The organism is Myroides odoratimimus, from assembly GCF_038039805.1.
Lineage (GTDB): Bacteria > Bacteroidota > Bacteroidia > Flavobacteriales > Flavobacteriaceae > Flavobacterium > Flavobacterium odoratimimum_B.
This window is the reverse complement of sequence record NZ_JBBPHK010000008.1, coordinates 109,622-131,282: the sequence shown is the minus strand read 5'-3', so window position 1 is coordinate 131,282 and position 21,661 is coordinate 109,622. Positions and strand designations below refer to the sequence as shown.

Below are 21,661 nucleotides of genomic sequence, written 5' to 3'. Positions count from 1 at the left end.
TAACACAGCTGATTTTGGTTCAGTCGTTCTAGGTTCGAGTCCTAGTAGGCCAACAAAAACCTCTTGAGTAATCAAGAGGTTTTTTTATTTCAAGAATAAGGAATTGAAATAAGAAAGGTCAGAGCGCGCTCTGACCTTTTTTTATGATTAGTTCTGACCTTTGAATTCAGGTTTTCTCTTTTCTAAGAAAGCAGTAGTTCCTTCTGTGAAGTCTTCTGTTTCGAAGCATTCTCCGAAGTTCTTAATTTCTTCGTGATATCCGTTTACTCCGTCTTTAAAGTTGGCATTGATAGACTTTATAGCTCGTCCGATAGCAGAAGCTGAGTTAGAAGCTATTTTGTTTGCTATTTTCTTTGTGAATGTTAATAGTTCTTCTTGTTCTACAACATGATTAACTAAACCATAAGATAGAGCCTTGTCAGCTGTTATCATTTCTGCAGTCATGATTAACTCCATAGCTCTTCCTTTTCCTATAAGTTGAGGTAAGCGTTGCGTCCCACCATATCCTGGTATTAGACCAAGGGTTACTTCTGGAAGTCCCATTTTAGCGTTGTTAGATGCAATTCTGAAGTGTGCAGCCATTGCAAGTTCTAATCCACCACCTAAGGCAAATCCATTAACAGCAGCAATTACTGGTTTGTTGTAATTTTGAACATAGTCAAATAGAAGCTCTTGTCCTTTGGCAGCTAACTGCGAACCTTCACTAGTGTTGAAGCTAGAGAACTCTTTAATGTCAGCACCTGCAACGAAAGCTTTTTCTCCACTTCCAGTAAGGATGATAACACGTGTTTCGCGGTCTTTTTCAAAGTGTTTAAGGGCTTGGTGAAGCTCTTCAATTGTAGGCTTGTTTAAAGCGTTTAATTTAGTTGGTCTATTAATGGTTATAATGGCCAGGCTCCCTTCTTTTTCTACTAGAATATTTTCAAAATCCATAATATTTTTTATTTGATTAATTATTTATAATGGGCAAGGTAACAATAAATGTGGTGCCAAGACCCTCTTCAGTTTCGAAGATTATTGTACCGTTGTAATTTGTAATTATATTTTTGATAATACCTAAACCTAATCCCATACCGCTTGTTTTGGTAGTGAATTTAGGTTGGAATATCTTATTTAGATCTTCTTGTTTTATACCGGTTCCATTATCTGCTACTTTGATAATGGCACTTTCAGTTGTTCTTGAAATACTTACTTTTATCTGTGGATTATTTTGCTCAGATGGAATAGCTTGTATTGCATTTTTGACTAAGTTAGTAATAATTCTGATTAGTTGTGTTCTATCTATTTTAGATATAATCTCTGGATCTGAACTTTCAAACGATATATAGTCTTCATTAAAGATGTCAAGTGTTAATCTTACAGTGTTGACAATATCAAGTGTCTCGTCCTGTTGTGCTGGCATTGCTGCAAAACTTGAGAACGCAGTAGCTACTGAGGTCATGGTATCTATCTGTTGTATTAATACTTGAGAGAAGTCCTTTAGCTTTGTTTTGATATCTGGATCATTAGGATCAAATCTTCTTTCGAAGCTCTGGACAGTCAGACGCATTGGGGTAAGAGGGTTTTTTATTTCATGAGCTACTTGCTTAGCCATCTCTCTCCAGGCCTGTTCTCTTTCTGTTTGAGCTAGTTTTTCGTAGGAATCATCGAGTTTCTCTACCATGTCATTATAGGCAGTGATAAGTGCGGAAATCTCTTTACTGGTGTTGCTAGAATCGATTTTTTCGTTTTTTTGTCCAAACTTGGTACTGGTGATTTTGACACTGATGTTGTTTAGACTTTGAGTGATATAGTTTGACAAGAAGTAAGAGATGGCAATAGACATAATAAGCATAATGATATACACTTGTCCGAACTTAATCATAAAGTTCTGGATCTCATTTTCATAAAACTCTGTTTTTTCCTCATATGGTATTTTAAGTATACCAAGAGGTTTGTATTTTAAATCCTTTAAAAAGCTGTATGCTATACGTATGCGGTTGCTATCGACCGTTTTTATATCTACAAAGCGTTTGTTAGGAGAGGATTGTATTGTCTTTAAGACTAAGGGAGAGATATTTTTAGAGATGCTGTCTACAGAAAAGGTACCTCTTGAGGTGATCAAGAGGCGTCCTTGTAAATCGTGTATATTGATTTCTGTATTGTGTATGGCTGCTAGCTCATGTATTTTGTCTCTAAAGATGCGCGGAATATTTTCTGTTGTTAAAGGATATTCTGAGGTCGTTAAGATGTAGTTTATATTCTCATTGATAGAGTTTTCCGTTCTCTCTAGTCTATATTGATGATACGTACGTGCTTCTTCTCTAAATTGATACACTGATACAGCAGATATCAATACAGATGAGATAATACTCAAAAATATAAGTGAGAAAAATATTCTATTTCTCAGAGAAAAGTTCTTTAATATAAAGTCATCTTTCATTATTTTCTGCTATCGCGAATTCGTTTGTATAGGCGTATTCCTAGCATTAATAGTATTGATAAACCTACTAGTCCTACAACTCCAAATATCCAATTAAAAGTACTTTTTAAAATTACTAAAAATACTACAGAAAATAAAATCAAGGTTGCTCCTTCGTTCCAAATCCTAAAAAAAGAAGATGTTTTAGTCATCGTTCTATTGTTGATTTGTTTTACGAACTGATGACATTTTAGATGATAAGCAATTAATGCTACTACAAATAATAGTTTTACATGCATCCAGGGTTGGCTTAACCAAGCTGGTATTACTATCAGCATCCATATCCCAAAAACTGTTGCTAATACTGCTGCGGGCCATGTGATGATATTCCACAAGCGATTAGTCATAATCGTGTATTGATCTCTTAGGATGTTGGATTGTACTTCAGGCATATCCTTTGTCTCAGCGTAATAGACAAATAGACGTACAATATAAAATAGTCCTGCAAACCAGCATACGATAAAAATTATATGTAAGGCTTTTAGATATAGGTACAACATAATGTTATTTGTTTTGCCATTCTTTTATCCAAGTAACCATTGCATCGATCCACATGTCATCATCATTCATACAAGGGATTGTTCTGAACTCTTCTCCTCCGTGTTTTAAGAACTCATCATGTGCTTCCATTCCTATTTCTTCTAACGTTTCAAGGCAGTCAGCTACAAAGGCAGGAGTAACTACAGCTAGTTTCTTAATACCTTTTTCAGCTAGTCCATTTACAGTTGTGTCTGTTGGGGGCTGTAGCCATTTGTCCATTCCTAATCTAGATTGGAATGAGTTAGTGTATTTGTCAGCAGGGATGTTTAACTTCTCTACTACTTGTCTTGTTGTTTCTAAACATTGATGTCTATAGCAGAATTCATGTGCTTTAGAAGCTGTTTGACAACATGACCCATCTATAGTACAATGTCCCTTCGTTACATCTGACTTACGGATATGTCTTTCTGGTACTCCGTGATATGAGAATATTATATGATCGTAATCAAAGCCTTCTAAATGACCTTGTATAGTGTGAGCTAATGCATCCACATACTCTTTCTTATTATAAAAAGCAGGTAAACTGGTGATGTTCATTTGCGGAAAGTATTTTTGTCTTACTTCCTCTGCTAATACAGTTATCGTTTCTGTTGTAGCCATTGCAAATTGTGGATATAAAGGAATCATAAGTACATCCTCTATGCCTTTGTCTTTTAGTTCTTGTAAGCCTGTTTTGATAGATGGTTCTCCATATCTCATGGCTAGTGCTACTGGTATGTCCACTTTTGCTTGTACTTTCTTTTGTTGTCTTTCAGAAATTACGATTAGTGGAGAACCTTCTTCCCACCAGATTTTAGAATAAGCTTCTGCCGATTTCTTAGGTCTAGTATTCAGTATGATTCCTTTAACTAATAAACTTCTTAGGATGTATGGCATGTCTATTACTCTTTCATCCATTAAGAATTCTCCTAAATAAGGTTTTACGTCTTTTGCTGTAGGGCTTTTAGGTGAGCCTAGGTTAACTAATAATATACCTTGCATGTTGTTAATTATTTGTGTTGAGAGACATTAAGTATTTTTTCGGTGTAGTGCCAAACTTCTTTTTAAAGGCAGCAATAAAATGACTAGCAGAACTATAACCAATCTTTAGTCCTACTTCATTTACATTATAACTACCATTATCTAAGAGCTTGCGTGCGTATTCCATCTTATAGTCAAATAAGAAGCTGAATACAGAATCACCGTAAATCTGCTTAAAGCCCATTTTTAGTTTTTTAATGTTAATACCTACTGAGTCTGCTAGCTCTTGAAGTGTTGGTGGTTCTGCCATTTTACTGATGATGATGTCTTTTGCTTTTTTGATTTTAACGACATCATCTTCATCAGATAAGAATGGACAGTTCTCTATATTTTGATCTTCATTTTGATTAAATAGTAAACTAAGTAATTCGTATGTCTTGCCTGTGTAATATAACTTCTTAATAGTCGGATTCATATAGAAGTTAAATAACTGATTTAGGACTATAGCCATAGAAGGAGTGATTTCTTCTTCAGAGTAATACTTTTTATCCCTATTCTCGCCAGTTAAGAAGCCGATAAACTCTGCTTCAGTTGAAAATAAGGCGTGAAATTTCTTAATAGAGATTAAAATGCTAATTACCCAAGTGTTTGGTGTTATCTCTAAGTGAACAGGAAGTTGTTTTTGAGGATTGTAAAGAATCAGGAACTTTTCTTCATTAAGAGGAAGAGAGTACGCTCCTTGATTGAATACAAATTTAGCAGATCCTTTTAATCCAAAGTAAAATTGGATAACACCAGTTCCCATTTCTCGTTGAAAAGTAATATTCTCTGTCAGGTTGTTTTCGAACCTTAACATCGAAAAATTATCATCAATTATTATTTCTTCCGTAGGACTCATAGCGATACTTTTTAAACTTAAGTTAGAAACTTATTTAGTTACTTTTTATTTAGAATGATTCTATATAGAGTGTCTTTTAACCCTTGTCGTTGTTACAAATGTACTGTATTATAATGAAATGCAATGCTTTTTTTTTAAGAAATCCCTTAGCGATATAAATAGTCCTTCTAGCGTTACTTTTGTCGATTCTTTAATATTAAATTTGTTTACTTTTTTGAATTAACTCTGTGGTATGGACAAAATAGATAAGACTAAGCCTGCGACTTTTTATGCAGTAGGATTAAGTTATAAGAAAGCGGACGCTGAAATGCGCGGTAAGTTTAGTCTAAGTGATGAGGCCAAAGACAATTTATTAACTCAAGCTAAAAGTGAAGGAATCGAGAGTTTAATCGTGATTTCTACATGTAATAGAACGGAGATATTTGGTTTCGCACAACACCCTTTCGAACTGATTAAATTATTATGTGATAACAGTAATGGTACGGTGGATGACTTCCGCAACGTAGCTTATGTATATAAGACTAAGGAGGCGATAGAACACTTATTCCGCGTTGGAACAGGATTAGATAGTCAGATATTAGGTGATTTTGAAATTATCAGTCAGATTAAAAACGCTTTTTACTTAGCGAAGGAGAAAGAACTGACAACGAACTACTTCGAGAGATTAGTCAATGCTGTTATCCAAGCAAGTAAACGTATTAAGAATGAGACTGAGCTTAGCTCTGGAGCTACTTCTGTATCATTTGCTTCTGTACAATATATTATGGATCATGTAGAAGATATCTCTAATAAGAATATCTTGTTATTCGGAACGGGTAAAATCGGTAGAAATACATGCGAGAACTTAGTGAAGCATACAAAGAATGATCATATCACACTTATTAATAGAACAAAAGAGAAGGCGCTAGAAGTAGCAGGTAAATTTAATCTTATCGTAAAGGATTATGCAGATTTACAAGCTGAAATACGCAAATCAGATGTACTTATCGTAGCGACTGGTGCACAGAAGCCTACAGTAGATAAGGCGCTACTTAACTTGACAAAACCTCTTGTTATTTTAGATTTATCTATACCTAAGAATGTGAGTGATGATGTGACTGAGATAGAGGGCGTAGAGTTAATACACCTTGATTATTTATCTCAAATGACAGATAAGACTATCGAGAGAAGAAGAGAGTTCATTCCACAAGCAGAAGAAATTATAGAAGAGATCATGTCTGAGTTTATCGCTTGGACGAAGATGAGAAAATTCGCACCTACTATACATGCTCTTAAATCTAAGCTAGAGCAGATAAAAGATGGGGAATTAGATTATCATAAAAAGAAATATGATAACTTTGATTCTGAGCAGGCTGAACTAATCAGTATGCGCATCATACAGAAGATCACTACGCACTTTGCAAACCATCTTCGTCATGAAGATACAGTAGTGGATCAGAGTATAGAATGGATAGAAAAGGTGTTTCATATAGAATCAAATTAAAATGGGTAGAATTATTCGTATAGGTACACGTGATAGTGAACTAGCAATGTGGCAAGCAAAAACAGTTGAACAATCTCTTCAGAAATTGGGGTACAAAACAGAGTTAGTACCTGTTAAGTCTACAGGAGATCTAGTGTTAGACAAGCCACTATATGAGATGGGAATCACAGGAATCTTTACTAAGACTCTAGATGTGGCAATGATAAAAAAAGAGGTGGATATCGCAGTACATTCTATGAAAGATGTACCAACAGCTCTACCACAGGGAATCGTACAGGGAGCAGTACTTAAACGTGCTAATACTGTAGACATCTTATTACATAAAGGAGATACATTTTTTATGTCAGAAGAGGTTGAGGCAGTAGTAGCTACAGGAAGTTTAAGACGTAAAGCTCAATGGTTAAACCGTTTCCCAAAACATACAACAGTTGACCTACGAGGAAATGTAAATACTCGTATGGAGAAACTGCAAAACAGCGACTGGAATGGAGCAATCTTCGCTTCAGCTGGATTAGATCGTATTAAAAAGAAACCATCGAACTTCATTAATCTTGACTGGATGATACCTGCACCTGCACAAGGAGCTATGGTAGTAGTCGTAAATGCAGATGATAATCATGCTTTAGACGCAGTAGCTCAGTTAAATGATTATGAAACAGAGATGACTACTTATATAGAAAGACAGTTCTTAAGAACATTAGAAGGGGGATGTACAGCTCCTATCGGTGCTTTAGCTACTTATAATGATCACGATGACACGATTAATTTTAAAGGGGTACTATTCTCTTTAGATGGCCAACAGAAGTTCGAAGTGAACAAAGTAGTGGATATCGCAGAGTGGAAGAAGCTTGGATTCTTTGCAGCTAAAGAAATTCTTGAGAATGGTGGTAGTGAATTAATGGAAACACTACGTCAACAATTAAAAAAATAAAATGTCTTTTAATCCAACTATTTTATCTACACGGAAGATTAAAGCGAGTGTATTAGAAGCTATAGCTTTAGGGAAGGTGCATTTAGTAGAACAAGATTATATCTTGACAGAACACTTGGTATTCGACTTGGATGCTGTACATGAGTATGTATTGTTTACGAGTCAGAATGCAGTGAAGAGTGTGATTAGTCAAGGGTATAGAGAAGCTCTGAATAAGAAACCAGCGCTATGTGTGGGGATAAAAACAAAAGAATTGTTGGAGGAGAACGGTTGGGAAGTTAAGGCTTGGGCACATTATGCAAAAGAATTAGCTCCTATCATTGTTCAAGACTATAAAGATAGAAATATAACATTCTTTAGTGGAAGTATCAGAAGAGATCTATTGCCAGATGCTTTTAGAACAAATGGTGTAGTCTTTAATGAGTTCACAGTATATCAGACTGTGCTTAACCCTGTAAAGAATGAATACAAAGTAGATGGATTGTGCTTTTACAGTCCTTCAGCGATAGAGAGTTATCTTCAGCAGAACAGCATCACGACAGAAGTGTGCTTCTGTATAGGAGATACTACAGCAGAACCATTAAAAGGAGTTACACAGAATATTGTAATAGCGAAGCAACCTACAGTGGAGGCTACATTACAAGCTTGTGTGGATTATTATAAATAGAGTCAGCTAAAAATTGACGTATTAAAATCGAATAGAAATGATTAAAAATGATTTATTCTTAAGAGCGTTAAAAGGTGAAACAGTAGAGAGACCACCTGTATGGATGATGCGTCAAGCAGGTAGATACTTACCAGAGTTTCGCGAATTAAGAGATAAGTATGATTTTTTTACACGTTGTAGAATGCCAGAAATCGCAGCTGAGATTACAGTACAACCGATTCGTATTGTAAAACCAGATGCTGCTATTTTATTCTCAGATATTTTAGTCGTACCGCAAGCTATGAACATTGATGTAGAGATGAGACCTGGAGTAGGGCCATGGGTACCTAATCCTATCCGTTCTGCTAAAGATGTAGAGCAAGTTATCGTACCTAATATCGAAGAGACATTAGGATATGTAATGGATGCTATTAAAGTAACGAAAGAGATGTTAAACGATGAGGTACCATTGATTGGATTCGCTGGTTCACCTTGGACTATCTTTTGTTATGCAGTAGAAGGAAAAGGTTCTAAGAGCTTTGACTTAGCGAAGGGAATGTGCTTTTCTGACCCAGTAGCTGCACATACGTTATTACAAAAAATTACAGATACAACTATTTTGTACCTTAAAGAAAAGGTAAAAGCAGGTGTAAATGCTGTACAAATATTCGATTCATGGGGAGGAATGTTATCTCCAGTAGATTACCAAGAGTTCTCATGGCAGTATATTAACCAAATAGTAGAAGCATTAGCTGATATCACTCCAGTTATCGTATTTGGAAAAGGATGTTGGTTTGCATTACCTGAGATGGCGAAGTCAAAAGCGTCTGCATTAGGAGTAGACTGGACTTGTAGCCCACAGAACGCTCGTCTATTCACAGGAGGAGATATCACATTACAAGGTAACTTTGACCCAAGCCGTTTAATGTCACCAATCCCTACTATTAAGAAGATGGTACACGAGATGATCGATGCTTTCGGTAAAGATAAATATATAGTGAACCTAGGTCACGGTATCTTACCTCATATCCCAGTAGATCATGCAAAAGCATTTATCGAAGCGGTAAAAGAATACGAACACAAGTAAAATATTGACAGAAAAGCCTGCCGAAGTATGACGTAGGCTTTTTTGTTTTACTATATCATTTGACCTATGTTAAACAAAGGAACAAAAAGTGAAGAAGAAAGACGTATAGAGTCTATTGTTCAGAAGTTGTCTTCTATTGGGTTTACACCAGAGGACAAGAAATTTATAGAAGATCTAGACGTAGAGCTTCAAAAGATAGGCTTGAGTTATGAACAACTGTTGATAACAGAAGGTAAGGACTTAGCCTTGCACTTACATAAATTCAACTTCCCTTGGGACAAGATGGAAGAGTTTACAGATCTATTAGTGAAGTGGTCTTCTCAAGAGCCTTCATTAAAAGCAAAAGCAAAGGCTGTCTATCAATATATCCAAGATGAGAGTAAAGCATTCTCATTTAATATCATGACTAAGATTAGTCGCCTTTAAGAGAGTACTATTTACAGCAGAAACAGGATGAGGTGTCATACGCACTATGATAGTGATATGTAGGACTAGAGGAGTCTGCTCACTATTGTTTATTTAAAGATAAGGTGGAGAGGTGCAATATAATGTATTGGCTGAACTACGGAACAATAGTTTTTTTAATGATGAGTATCCTTACAGAGAGAGGGTATGTACTATTTATAATATGAAAGAACAATTTTATCAATATATACAACAGCTTCAAGATACCATTACGAAAGGACTTGAAGATATAGATGGAAAAGCAAAATTCCAAGAAGACCTTTGGGAACGTCCTGAAGGTGGGGGAGGTCGCACACGTGTGATCGAGAATGGAGCAGTATTCGAAAAAGGAGGAGTGAATATCTCTGCCGTACACGGACCGTTACCAGTAGCGATGCAAAAGTACTTTAATGTAGGAGATGTAGATTTTTTCGCTTGCGGATTATCGTTAGTGATTCACCCGAAGAGTCCTATGGTACCTACAGTACATGCTAACTGGCGTTATTTCGAAATGTATGACAAAGAAGGTACAGTAGTGCGTTCTTGGTTTGGTGGAGGACAAGACCTTACACCTTATTACCTGTTCGATGAGGATGCTACGCATTTTCATACTGTATGTAAGACAGCTTGTGATAAACATAATCCAGCATTTTATCCATTGTATAAAAAGCAATGTGACGAATATTTCTGGAATGCGCATAGAGATGAAGCACGTGGTATCGGAGGACTATTCTTTGATCGCTTAGAAGCAACAGAAGAAATGTCTATGCAACAGTGGTATGACTTCGTAACCGAAGTAGGAGATAGCTTCTTAGAAGCTTATGCACCTATCGTAGAACGTCGTATGGATACACCTTATAGTGATGAACACCGTACATGGCAAGAGATCAGAAGAGGTAGATATGTAGAGTTTAACCTTGTTCATGATAAAGGAACTCTATTTGGATTAAAAACCAATGGACGTATCGAATCTATCCTAATGAGTCTGCCACCACATGTACAATGGGTATATGACCACCATCCAGAAGAAAACAGTTGGGAAGAAAAACTGTTGAAAGTATTGGCAGAACCAATTGATTGGGTTAAATAGTTTACAGTTCACGGTTGACAGTTTACAGTATGAAATTACTAAATAGAGATAATTAGTTATATAAACAAATTATTAAGTTATTAGATTTTGTGTATAATGGAATGTTTGTTGTTGCAATTTATGGTACTATAAATAATCATAAACTATATGATAGACTATCGAAATTATAATGTTTGGAAACTGAGCCATGAATTAGTATTAAAGACCTATCCATTATTAAATTTATATCCTAAGTATGAGGAAAGAAATTTAATAGATCAGATAAGAAGGGCGGTAGTATCAATTCCTACCAATATCGCAGAAGGATGTGGTAAGGATACACAGAGAGAATTAGTTAGGTATTTATATATAGCATCTGGTTCTGCTCATGAGGTAGAGTATTTACTTCTTTTATCAAGAGATCTACGATATATTAGAGATGAGGACTATTATGTGCTTCAAAATGATATTGTAAGTATTAAAAAGATGCTCGCTTCTCTAATTAATAAGATTAAAATAACAATAAATAATGAATCAAATAAAGGTTAACGATCTGTTTATAGATATCGAGAGCAACTGTAAACCGTAAACCGTTCACCGTAAATCAAAATAAGAACACAGGTCAACGGTCTGTTTATAGATGTCGAGAGCAACTGTAAACTGTAAACCGTAAACCGTAAACTGAAGAAAATTATGTTTCCATTACAAAGAGGTAGAAGATTAAGAACAAATGAGTCTATTCGTAGTTTGGTAAGAGAGACTATCGTGACTCCACAAGATTTTATGTTCCCTATGTTTATAGCAGAAGGGACTAATGTACAAGAAGCTATTCCTTCGATGCCAGGTATGTTTAGACGTTCTGTGGATTTGACAGTAAAGGAAGTAAAAGAGCTTTATGCATTAGGTATTCGTGCAGTGAATATTTATGTAAAAGTAAGCGATCATTTAAAAGACAATGCAGGTACAGAAGCATGGAATCCTAATGGATTAATGCAGACTGCTATCAAAGCGATAAAAGACGCTTGTCCAGGTATGATCGTAATGCCTGACGTAGCATTAGACCCATATTCTATATACGGACACGATGGTATTATCGAGAATGGAGTAGTAGTGAATGACCCTACAGTAGATGCACTGACGAAGATGAGCGTATCTCATGCAGAGGCTGGAGCAGACTTCGTAGCACCGAGTGATATGATGGACGGGCGTATCTTGCGTATGCGTGAAGCATTAGACCAATCAGGGTTTACGAATGTAGGTATCATGAGTTATTCTGCTAAGTATGCATCTGCATTCTACGGACCATTCCGCGATGCACTAGACAGTGCACCGAGAGCAGATGTAGAGATACCAAAAGACAAAAAAACATACCAGATGGACTATGCTAATCGTATCGAAGCTGTAAAAGAGGCGTTATACGATGTAGAAGAAGGAGCAGATATCCTTATGGTAAAACCGGGTATGGCTTATTTAGATATCGTACGCGAAGTGAAAGACGCTGTGAATGTGCCTGTAGCTGTGTACCAAGTATCTGGAGAGTACGCTATGGTAAAGGCTGCATCAGAGAGAGGATGGCTAGACCACGATCAGATCATGATGGAACAATTAACTTGTATCAAACGCGCTGGAGCAAGTATTATCTCAACATACTTTGCTAAAGAAGCGTCTATTCTATTGAATAAATAGTTAGAATAAGTATCATAAATAGAAGAAGCTCGTTGATTTTGTCAACGAGCTTTTTTCATTATAAGTTATTGATAACTTTTTTTCTAAATTGTAGTAAGAAGTGTTTTAACTTTATCCACTAGTAAAATTATAGAATATATGACGCCTGATTTTAAAAATAAAACATATCGATTAGCAGAGTTTATCTTACTTGTTAAAGATCGAAAAGAAAGAGCTACGGAGTATGATCCAGCCTATCAGTATGCTATTTATGCTGTAGAAGATGAGGCGGATGTAGAATTAGAGATTTATGTTGGTGATCCTGTTGAGGTGACCGAGGATGATGAAGAGATATATCCAGACGCTGTTACAGAACTAGATATGTGGTATCTGTGCTCTGATGAAGATATACAAGATGTAGTAGACTTAGCAGTGAGCCAGAAACCTACAGTGAAGGTAGAAGAACTCATCATGGCATTAGATTACTACCTGACGATAGATGATTTTATAGATTTTGACTAAAAGATTTAAGTCTATCATATGTTATTTGTCCGTTTATTGCACTAAAAGGACTGTTTTGTATACTATAATGTTCATTTTGTTTCTCTATTTTTGATGGAAATAAATAAACAACAACAATGACAAAAATTATAAAAACTAGTTTGCTACTTCTTGCTGCTATTAGTGTAGTAGCATGTGGAGGTAAGGATGATAAAGCACAACCTGAAGCTGTGTACGAATCAGAGAGAGGAGAAGTAGCTGAAATGACTATGTCTGAAAAAATCAAGCTAGGTGAAGACATCTTTAAAGGAAAAGGGAACTGTGCTTCTTGTCATCAGACAGATAAAAAAATAATAGGACCTAGTGTCAAAGAAATATTGCAAGTGTATGATAAACACAACGCTGATCTGGTTTCTTTTTTGAGAGGAAATGAGGAACCTATAGTTGATCCTTCTCAGTTTATCATTATGCAAGCTAACTTAGAGATCACAAAGAAGTTTAGTGATCTAGAAATGGAAGCGCTTATTGCCTATATGCGTAGTTTATAGGTAACAATTAAGCAGTAAGTTATCGAAAAGCCTTGAGTCAATAGATTCAAGGCTTTTTTATATTCAGTAAGAGATAGATTTTACCCCTTAATATAAAATGCAACTCAAGCTTTAGTGGATGATAAATGGGAATAAAACACTTTTTTTTAGCAGATGGTCAGGATGTGATGGGCTAGTGATGCTATAGTGATTGCATTAAAACAGGCTAAAATTATGCGACCACTATCCTATCACTATGCGACCACTATGCGATCAGTCAATTTAGGAAGGAAATAGAAAGTATAGTAATGTGTTTATTTTAAGTGTGATATGAAGTGATGGGATTAGATATTGCTACATATTATAAAATGAGAATATAAAATCGTTGTCTAATATGCGAAGAAAGTGTTCATTCTTAGAGAAATAAAATGAAGAGTTCTAATATTAATCTGTAAAGTGTAAATGATCTATATCCCTTATAAACACTGGCTATTTAGAAGCATTCTACGATTTTATAAGGACTTTAATTAGTAATTTTACTAAACAAAAATAAACTAACAATTCAATGGACTTCATATATCAAGATCCGTATCCGATTCAGAAAGATGATACGCAGTACAAAAAGATTTCTTCTGACTATGTAAAAGTAGAAAAATTAGGAGATAGAGAGATATTAGTGGTTGATCCTAAAGCGATTGAGATGATTGCTGAGACAGCGATGACAGATGTGTCATTCATGTTAAGAACATCGCACTTAGAAAAATTAAAAGCTATCCTAGACGATCCGGAAGCGACAGATAACGATCGTTTTGTAGCTTATAACTTATTGCAAAATGCAAAAGTAGCAGTAGAAGGGCAATTGCCTTCTTGTCAAGATACAGGTACTGCTATCGTAGTGGCAAAAAAAGGTGAAAACGTATATACGGGATCGAATGATGCTGAGAGTTTATCTAAAGGTATCTTCGAAACGTACCAAAAGAAAAACTTGCGTTACTCTCAGATTGTACCTATCAGTATGTTTGAGGAGAAAAACTCAGGTTCTAACTTACCTGCACAGATCGATATCTATGCTACACAAGGAGCTAAATATGAGTTCTTATTCTTAGCGAAAGGTGGAGGGTCTGCTAACAAGACGTTCTTATACCAAAAAACAAAATCTCTTCTTAATGATAAAAACTTAACGGAATTTATCAAAGAGAAAATCATGGATTTAGGTACTGCTGCCTGTCCTCCATATCACTTAGCTTTAGTGATCGGTGGTACATCTGCTGAGGCAAACTTAGCGGCTGTAAAGAAAGCATCTGCTGGATACTATGATAACTTACCTACTTCTGGTAATATGGGAGGTCAAGCATTCCGTGACTTAGAGTGGGAGAAAAAATTACAATTAATCTGTCAAGAGTCTAAGATTGGAGCACAGTTTGGGGGTAAATACTTTACTCATGATGTACGTGTGATCCGTCTTCCTCGTCACGCTGCTTCATGTCCTGTAGGATTAGGAGTGTCTTGTTCGGCAGATAGAAATATAAAAGCGAAAATCACTGCTGAGGGATTATTCGTAGAACAATTAGAGACTGATCCAGGACGCTTCTTACCTGCAGTAGCTCCTCACTTAGAAGAGCCTGTGGTAATCGACTTGGACAAGCCAATGAAAGAACAATTAGCAGAGTTAACGAAGCATCCTATCAAAACTCGTGTAATGTTAAACGGAACTGTTATCGTGGCGCGCGACATCGCTCACGCTAAGATCCAAGAGATGTTAGACAATGGACAAGAGATGCCAGAATACTTCAAGAATCACCCAGTGTACTATGCAGGGCCAGCTAAGACTCCAGATGGTATGCCATCAGGAAGCTTCGGGCCAACTACAGCAGGGCGTATGGACCCTTATGTAGATAGTTTCCAAGCGGTAGGTGGAAGTATGATTATGTTAGCGAAAGGTAACCGTAGTCAGGCGGTAACTGATGCGTGTAAAAAACACGGTGGTTTCTACCTAGGTTCTATCGGTGGACCAGCTGCTATCCTTGCAAAAGAGAATATCTTAAGCGTAGAGGTGGTTGACTTCCCAGAATTAGGAATGGAAGCTGTGCGTAAGATCGTAGTGAAAGACTTCCCTGCCTTCATCATCACTGATGATAAAGGAAATGACTTCTTTGCAGATCTATAATAATCAGAATAAACTAACAATTTATAGACGACAATGAAAAGCCGATACTAGCGACAGTATCGGCTTTTTTTAATTAGTAATTAGGAGTGTTCTATTCACTAACGGTGTCAAACAGATGTTTTTTAAGGCTCTGTTCTGCGTCACTTCCTATTGACATACTGTATAGCATACAGTATGTCATTCTGACGATAGGAGGAATTGCACTAGTTTATTCTCACGACTATTTCTACATCTCGTGTGTGATCTTTCCTTACGTCAAGATGACAAAAAGAACTGGTAAGGTATGGGTTAGTAGCAACTTCCAAATATTACTACCTCTTTGTTATTCCGACGATAGGAGGAATCATATTAGTATATCATACATGGATATAGTCAATATAAGTGCTTGAAGAATAATATAAACAGCCCTATTCTAGTAAAGAATAGGGCTTCGTTGTCTTATCCATTTATGGAAGAGAGTAATGCTTGACAGATGTGTACAGTTCTAGAAGGTTATATTTATATGAATTTTAGTACCTTGCTTACTCATTTTTAAGTACCATGAACGATCTATTATCTTATATATACAATAATCCTTCAAGCTTAACGAAAGGCAAGGGAGGGGACGAATTATTCTTAGCGAAGTACAGTGAGATACAGAAGAAGACTGATGCTCCATGCTTTTTTTGGGGTAATGTGAAAGATCCATTTATTATGGCTCGTTGTTTAATCGCGTTGTCTAATGTGGTAAAGTCAAGTTTTAATTTATCTCCTGCAGATTTGGCTAAGCTAAAAGACCCTATCGCTACGGCTGGGGATGGTAGAGTGCGCTTTGAGGGATTTTCTCACTGTGCAGGAGTGTATGCAAGAGTAGATGTGTTGCCAGATGGGTTAGATGGAGAGTTCTTAGAGAATGGGACTACGAATGTAGACTTTAACCAACCGATGCTTACTGCGCTGAATAGCATTAAGCAAAAGGAGAGTGTACTGCTATCAATAGGTCAGAAGGAAGTTAGTATTCAGACGGAGAATAAAAAAATAGTGGAACGCAAAGTGCCTCTTCCGATTAAGTGGATTAAGGGACTGAGCACGGTACAGATTTACCTGTCTAAGGCAGAACGTGTACATACGTTTAATAAAATACAGGCACAACAGCTGTTTAGAGGTATTCCGAAAGGGATTGTGAAGAATGATTATTACTTGATATTGAGAGGTAATATGCCTTCTTTTTCTCCTGTTAAATCAAATAATGGTATTTGTGTAGGAGGTATTCACCGTTTACGATTATTAGAACCTCTATTGCCTTATATGGATTATATGCAGGTCTTTCCTCATCCTGATATGCAAAGCACCACTTGGCAGTTGTATTTTGGAGATATTCGATTTAGTTTGTCTTTATCTCGTGAAGCTTTTAGAGGGTTCTCGGGAGAGGGAGCGGCTTTAGAGTCGTTAATAGATGATGTGGATGACGAGTGGATAGATGCGATGGATAAATATGCTTATGCGAATCAACGCTTTAACCCGACGATGTTTGCGATGGAAGAAGGGATGAGTTTCACTGATGCAGATAGTCTGACAGGGCGATTAGCCGCTATGGGGTTGTTAGGTTTTGACTTAGATGACAATGCTTTCTTTTACAGAAGATTACCCTTTAAGTTAGAGCGCATTCTAAGTCTAAATCCTCGTCTAAAGAATGCAGAAAAACTAATTGCTGAAAATAAGGTAGAGATTATTAGCCAAGCTAATGGACGGGTAGAAGCTCGTGTAGATGGAAGTGGAGGTGTGAGACATACTGTAATCTTAGATGGTGACCAAGAGCGATGTACTTGTGAGTGGTATGGTAAGTACCAAGGGGATAGAGGGATGTGTAAACATGTGCTGGCAGTGAAGAAGATGACGTCAAAGAGTTGATTTTGAGTTTATACGGCATGGCACGGATTACAAATCCGCGCCAACGTAATCCGTGCAAACACAATCTGTGTTAATGTAATCTTTGTAGACAGAAGGTTTACTTTAGCTTCTTTACATTATTGTTATAATTTTATTACAGTATTTGGCAGTCGGATAATTTGAGATTAACTTTGCGCCATGCAAATAGACAAAAAAGACATCAGAAGTTTATCTAAGGAACAATTAAGGGATTTCTTTGTTTCTCAGGGAGATAAGGCATTTAGAGGAAACCAAGTGTACGAGTGGTTATGGAGTAAAGGGGCTCATAGCTTTGAGGATATGAGTAACTTATCATTGGCTACCCGTGAGATGTTAGATGCTAACTTTGTAATTAATCATATCAAAGTAGATAGCATGCAGGTAAGTACTGATGGTACTATCAAGAATGGTGTGAAGTTACACGATGGTCTTATTGTGGAGTCTGTTTTGATTCCTACAGAAACACGTACTACAGCCTGTGTGTCTTCTCAGGTAGGGTGTAGCTTAGACTGTGAGTTCTGTGCTACTGCACGCCTTAAGCGTATGCGTAACTTGAATCCTGATGAGATTTATGATCAAGTATTAACAATCGACCAACAAAGTAGACAGAATCATGGACACCCGTTGTCTAATATTGTGTTTATGGGAATGGGAGAGCCGTTAATGAATTATAATAACGTACAGAAAGCCATCGAGAAGATTACTTCTGACGAAGGGCTAGGGATGTCTCCTAAGCGTATCACAGTGTCTACTTCGGGATTGCCTAAGATGATTAAGAAGTTGGCAGATGATGGTGTGAAGTTTAAGTTGGCAGTGTCTTTACACTCTGCTATCGAAGAGACACGTAATCGTATTATGCCTTTTACTAAGAACTTTCCCTTGACAGATTTAAGAGAAGCACTTCAGTACTGGTATAGTAAGACGAAGAGTCGCGTTACGTATGAGTATGTAATTTGGAAAGGAATTAACGATGACAAAGCTTCTGTGGATGCATTAGTGAAGTTCTGTAAATATGTACCGTGTAAAGTAAACTTGATCGAGTACAACCCTATCGATGATGGAGAGTTCCAACAAGCGGATGAACGTGCTACGAATAGCTATATAGCGGCTTTAGAGAAGAGCGATATCACAGTAGTGGTACGTCGTAGTCGTGGTAAAGATATTGATGCAGCTTGTGGTCAGTTGGCTAATAAATCATAAGTTTAGTTTATAGAAAATTGCGTAAAGAATTGTTTAGCAATTTCTTAATGATTTCTATTTGAGGGAAACTATCGTATGATATAAAAAAGTCGTATTTTTGGGTGCAATGAACATAGTACAGCAAATAAAACAGCCTATACAGAATGAGATGGAGCTTTTTGAAAAGAAGTTCCGCAACTCAATGACTACTAAGGTAGCCTTACTAAACAGAATCACTTACTACATTGTAAATAGAAAAGGGAAGCAGATGCGTCCTATGTTTGTATTTCTAGTAGCGAAGATGGTGGCGGGTGAGGTTAATGAGCGTACTTATCGAGGAGCTTCTGTTATAGAACTTATCCATACTGCTACTCTAGTACATGATGATGTAGTAGATGATAGTAATAAACGTAGAGGTTTCTTTTCCCTTAATGCTTTATGGAAGAATAAGATAGCTGTATTAGTAGGTGATTATCTATTAGCAAAAGGACTTTTATTGTCTATTGACAACGGTGATTTTGATTTACTTCGTATTATCTCAGTAGCTGTACGTGAGATGAGTGAGGGAGAGTTACTTCAGATAGAGAAAGCTAGACGATTAGACATTACAGAAGAGGTGTATTATGAGATTATTCGTCAGAAGACAGCTACATTGATTGCGGCTTGTTGTTCATTAGGAGCTGCTGCTGTCGATCCAGATAATGCAGAACTTATAGAGAAGATGCGTAAGTTCGGAGAGTTAATCGGTATGGCATTCCAGATAAAGGATGATTTATTTGATTATACGGATGGGCCTATTGGTAAGCCGACAGGTATTGATATCAAAGAACAAAAGATGACACTTCCTCTTATTTATGCTTTGAATACCTCAGAGCCTAAAGAGAAAAAGTGGTTGATTAACTCAGTGAAAAATCACAATGAGGATAAAAGACGTGTGAAAGAAGTCATCGCATTCGTCAAACAAAAAGGAGGTCTAGAGTACGCTACTACTAAGATGGTAGAGTATCAACAAGAGGCTTTAAATATACTACAGGAGTTTCCAGAATCTACTTATAGAGAAGCTCTGTTCACGATGGTGAATTATGTTATAGAAAGAAAAAAATAGTTATATAAACTGACAAGATATATAAAGAAGTCGCTTGATATTACCTTAAGCGACTTCTTTTTTTATCTTTGCAAGTATCAAGAACTAAACTTAATATATGATTTCCAAAAGTACCATAGATGCCGTATTTGACGCTGCTCGTGTAGAGGAGGTGATAGGCGACTTTGTAACTCTGAAAAAGTCAGGGAGTAATTACAAAGGCTTAAGCCCTTTCGTAAACGAGAAGACTCCGTCATTTATGGTGTCACCTGTGAAGCAAATATGGAAAGACTTTAGTTCTGGAAAGGGAGGTAATGCGATTAGCTTTATTATGGAGCATGAGCACTTCTCTTATCCTGAGGCAATACGATATTTAGCAAAGAAGTATGGTATCGAAATAGAAGAGACAGAACAGAGCGATGAGGAGAAAGAGCAACTGAATGAAAAGGAGAGTATGTTCATCGTGTCTGAGTTTGCGAAGAAGTACTTTGAAGAGACATTGTTCAATGCGGAAGAAGGTAAGGCTATAGGAATGACTTACTTTAAAGAGCGTGGTTTTACTCAAGAGACAATTAAAGAGTTCGGATTAGGATATTCTCCAGATCAGTGGAGTGCTTTCACAGATGCAGCTCTTCAGAAGGGATATTCTTTAGAATACTTAGAAAAAACAGGGCTTACCATCGTAAAAGAAGACCGTAAGTTTGACCGATTTAAGGGAAGAGTTATGTTTCCTATTCAGAGTATGTCTGGTCGAGTATTAGGATTCGGAGGACGTATTCTAATTGCCGATAAGAAAGCTGCTAAGTATCTAAACTCTCCTGAGAGTGATATCTATCACAAGAGTAAGGTACTATATGGTATCTATCATGCTAAACAAGAAATTGCCAAACAAGATAACTGTTTCTTAGTAGAAGGGTATACTGATGTTATACAGATGCATCAGACAGGTATAAAGAATGTCGTGGCTTCTTCTGGTACTGCATTAACGCCTGACCAAATTCGTTTGATTAGTCGATTGACTAAGAATATTACAATGTTATTTGATGGAGATGCCGCAGGTATTCGGGCTTCTCTTAGAGGGGTAGACTTAATATTAGAGGCAGGGATGAACGTACGCGTATGTCCTTTGCCTGATGGAGAAGACCCAGACAGTTTTGCTCGAAAGCATTCTAAAGAACAGCTAGATGAGTACTTCAAGAATAATGCTACTGACTTTATTCGTTATAAGGCGAATCTATTAATGGGGGAAGCGAAAAACGACCCTATTAAGAAAGCAGAGCTAATTAGAGATATGGTACAGAGTATCTCTAAGATTCCTGATCAGATACAGAGAGAAATCTATGTGCAGGAATGTGCTCGTATAATGGATATTTCTGAAGATGTAATCTTTAATTCTTTAGCTCAAATCGGTCGAAAAGAATTAGCTGAGGCAAATAAGAAATATACACAGGAGAGAAAGCAGATGGAGGTGGTGCATTCAGAGCAACAACCAAAAGAAGCAATTGATCCACAATATAATTTAGAACGCAAGATTATTGAGATATTACTGTTGTACGGTAATATGGATGAGTTGTTTATAGAGCTTCTATTAGATGTGAATGAAGACAATGAGGTAATAGAGGTAGAGCATAAAGTAGAACAGAAGGTCTATGAGCGTATTTATCTTAGTTTACAAGAGGATGAGGTACAGTTGACTAATCCAATGTTTAAAGTGATATATAAAGATATTATGGATTACTATCATCACAATGCTTGGGATCTGGAGAAGTATTTAAAGACATTAGATCCAGAAATGGCGCAGGAAGTGACTAATATTATCATGGAGGATGAAAAGGAAGCTTTACACAATTGGGAGTCTCAGAATATCATAGTGAAGCAGAAGGAGCAGGGTGTATCTCAATACGTGACAGAAACGATATTGACACTAAGAATGTTCTTATTGAATACTATGATCGAAAAGTATAAGGTTAAGTTGAAAGATAGTGATGAGAAGCGATCTTATGAGATGTTGACACTAATTATGGATTACACAAGTCTGATGAATATGTTCTCTAAGCGACTAGGTCAAGTAACATCAAGGTTTAAAACGATAGAAGACTAAAAAAAGAGGC

General features: G+C 36.6%; 20 protein-coding genes. 15 read left to right on the top strand and 5 right to left on the bottom strand.

Annotated features, from left to right (window positions below; genetic code table 11):
* Positions 1-147: 147 nt before the first annotated feature.
* The 5 genes from AABL85_RS08450 to AABL85_RS08430 are packed head-to-tail and all read right to left on the bottom strand — an operon-like array spanning position 148 to position 4,859.
* Entirely contained in the window at positions 148-933 is a 786-nt protein-coding gene (locus AABL85_RS08450; protein ID WP_286415424.1) for an enoyl-CoA hydratase/isomerase family protein, read from the bottom strand.
* Positions 934-949: 16 nt separating this feature from the next.
* Positions 950-2,422, bottom strand: a complete 1,473-nt coding sequence (locus AABL85_RS08445) for a sensor histidine kinase (protein WP_286415426.1) — start codon at positions 2,420-2,422, stop codon at positions 950-952.
* A complete protein-coding gene (locus tag AABL85_RS08440; protein WP_286415428.1) occupies positions 2,422-2,961 on the bottom strand; it encodes a CopD family protein in 540 nt (179 codons plus the stop codon). Before AABL85_RS08440 ends, AABL85_RS08445 begins: the two co-directional genes overlap by 1 nt.
* Before the next feature lie 4 nt (positions 2,962-2,965).
* Positions 2,966-3,982: a ferrochelatase gene (gene hemH, locus AABL85_RS08435; RefSeq protein ID WP_341309789.1), complete on the bottom strand. Its 1,017-nt coding sequence runs from the start codon at positions 3,980-3,982 to the stop codon at positions 2,966-2,968.
* 4 nt (positions 3,983-3,986) lie between these two features.
* The gene (locus tag AABL85_RS08430) at positions 3,987-4,859 is read right to left on the bottom strand and encodes a helix-turn-helix transcriptional regulator (RefSeq protein ID WP_286415431.1); all 873 of its coding nucleotides are present in this window, start codon (positions 4,857-4,859) and stop codon (positions 3,987-3,989) included.
* A gap of 232 nt (positions 4,860-5,091) precedes the next feature.
* Here AABL85_RS08430 and hemA point away from each other — a divergent pair, with 232 nt between their 5' ends.
* From hemA to dnaG, 15 genes are all read left to right on the top strand, one after another.
* A complete protein-coding gene (gene hemA / locus AABL85_RS08425) occupies positions 5,092-6,342 on the top strand; it encodes a glutamyl-tRNA reductase (protein WP_341309788.1) in 1,251 nt (416 codons plus the stop codon).
* Between the two features lies 1 nt (position 6,343).
* Positions 6,344-7,273, top strand: coding sequence for a hydroxymethylbilane synthase (gene hemC / locus AABL85_RS08420; protein ID WP_341309787.1), 930 nt, complete (start codon positions 6,344-6,346; stop codon positions 7,271-7,273).
* Position 7,274: 1 nt separating this feature from the next.
* Positions 7,275-7,940: a uroporphyrinogen-III synthase gene (locus AABL85_RS08415; protein WP_341309786.1), complete on the top strand. Its 666-nt coding sequence runs from the start codon at positions 7,275-7,277 to the stop codon at positions 7,938-7,940.
* Positions 7,941-7,977: 37 nt separating this feature from the next.
* The gene (gene hemE, locus AABL85_RS08410) at positions 7,978-9,006 is read left to right on the top strand and encodes a uroporphyrinogen decarboxylase (protein WP_039328658.1); all 1,029 of its coding nucleotides are present in this window, start codon (positions 7,978-7,980) and stop codon (positions 9,004-9,006) included.
* A gap of 66 nt (positions 9,007-9,072) precedes the next feature.
* Positions 9,073-9,432: a hypothetical protein gene (locus AABL85_RS08405; RefSeq protein ID WP_006262349.1), complete on the top strand. Its 360-nt coding sequence runs from the start codon at positions 9,073-9,075 to the stop codon at positions 9,430-9,432.
* 127 nt (positions 9,433-9,559) lie between these two features.
* On the top strand, positions 9,560-10,540 hold the full coding sequence (gene hemF / locus AABL85_RS08400) for an oxygen-dependent coproporphyrinogen oxidase (protein ID WP_341309790.1): 981 nt from the start codon (positions 9,560-9,562) through the stop codon (positions 10,538-10,540).
* Positions 10,541-10,687: 147 nt separating this feature from the next.
* Entirely contained in the window at positions 10,688-11,068 is a 381-nt protein-coding gene (locus tag AABL85_RS08395; RefSeq protein WP_286414053.1) for a four helix bundle protein, read from the top strand.
* Between the two features lie 144 nt (positions 11,069-11,212).
* A complete protein-coding gene (gene hemB / locus AABL85_RS08390) occupies positions 11,213-12,205 on the top strand; it encodes a porphobilinogen synthase (protein ID WP_006262347.1) in 993 nt (330 codons plus the stop codon).
* Between the two features lie 138 nt (positions 12,206-12,343).
* Positions 12,344-12,706: a DUF7716 domain-containing protein gene (locus tag AABL85_RS08385; RefSeq protein ID WP_341309785.1), complete on the top strand. Its 363-nt coding sequence runs from the start codon at positions 12,344-12,346 to the stop codon at positions 12,704-12,706.
* 116 nt (positions 12,707-12,822) lie between these two features.
* Positions 12,823-13,233 (top strand): c-type cytochrome, encoded by a 411-nt coding sequence (locus tag AABL85_RS08380; RefSeq protein ID WP_341309784.1) that lies wholly within the window; start codon positions 12,823-12,825, stop codon positions 13,231-13,233.
* Positions 13,234-13,777: 544 nt separating this feature from the next.
* The gene (locus tag AABL85_RS08375; RefSeq protein WP_006262344.1) at positions 13,778-15,379 is read left to right on the top strand and encodes a fumarate hydratase; all 1,602 of its coding nucleotides are present in this window, start codon (positions 13,778-13,780) and stop codon (positions 15,377-15,379) included.
* Between the two features lie 540 nt (positions 15,380-15,919).
* Positions 15,920-17,269, top strand: a complete 1,350-nt coding sequence (locus AABL85_RS08370; protein WP_341309783.1) for an SWIM zinc finger family protein — start codon at positions 15,920-15,922, stop codon at positions 17,267-17,269.
* A 177-nt stretch (positions 17,270-17,446) separates the two neighbouring features.
* A complete protein-coding gene (gene rlmN / locus AABL85_RS08365; protein ID WP_341309782.1) occupies positions 17,447-18,487 on the top strand; it encodes a 23S rRNA (adenine(2503)-C(2))-methyltransferase RlmN in 1,041 nt (346 codons plus the stop codon).
* Between the two features lie 106 nt (positions 18,488-18,593).
* Positions 18,594-19,571 carry a polyprenyl synthetase family protein gene (locus AABL85_RS08360; RefSeq protein WP_025124552.1) on the top strand — a complete coding sequence of 326 codons (978 nt, stop codon included), beginning with the start codon at positions 18,594-18,596 and terminating at the stop codon, positions 19,569-19,571.
* Positions 19,572-19,668: 97 nt separating this feature from the next.
* The gene (gene dnaG, locus AABL85_RS08355) at positions 19,669-21,651 is read left to right on the top strand and encodes a DNA primase (protein ID WP_341309781.1); all 1,983 of its coding nucleotides are present in this window, start codon (positions 19,669-19,671) and stop codon (positions 21,649-21,651) included.
* Positions 21,652-21,661: the final 10 nt, after the last annotated feature.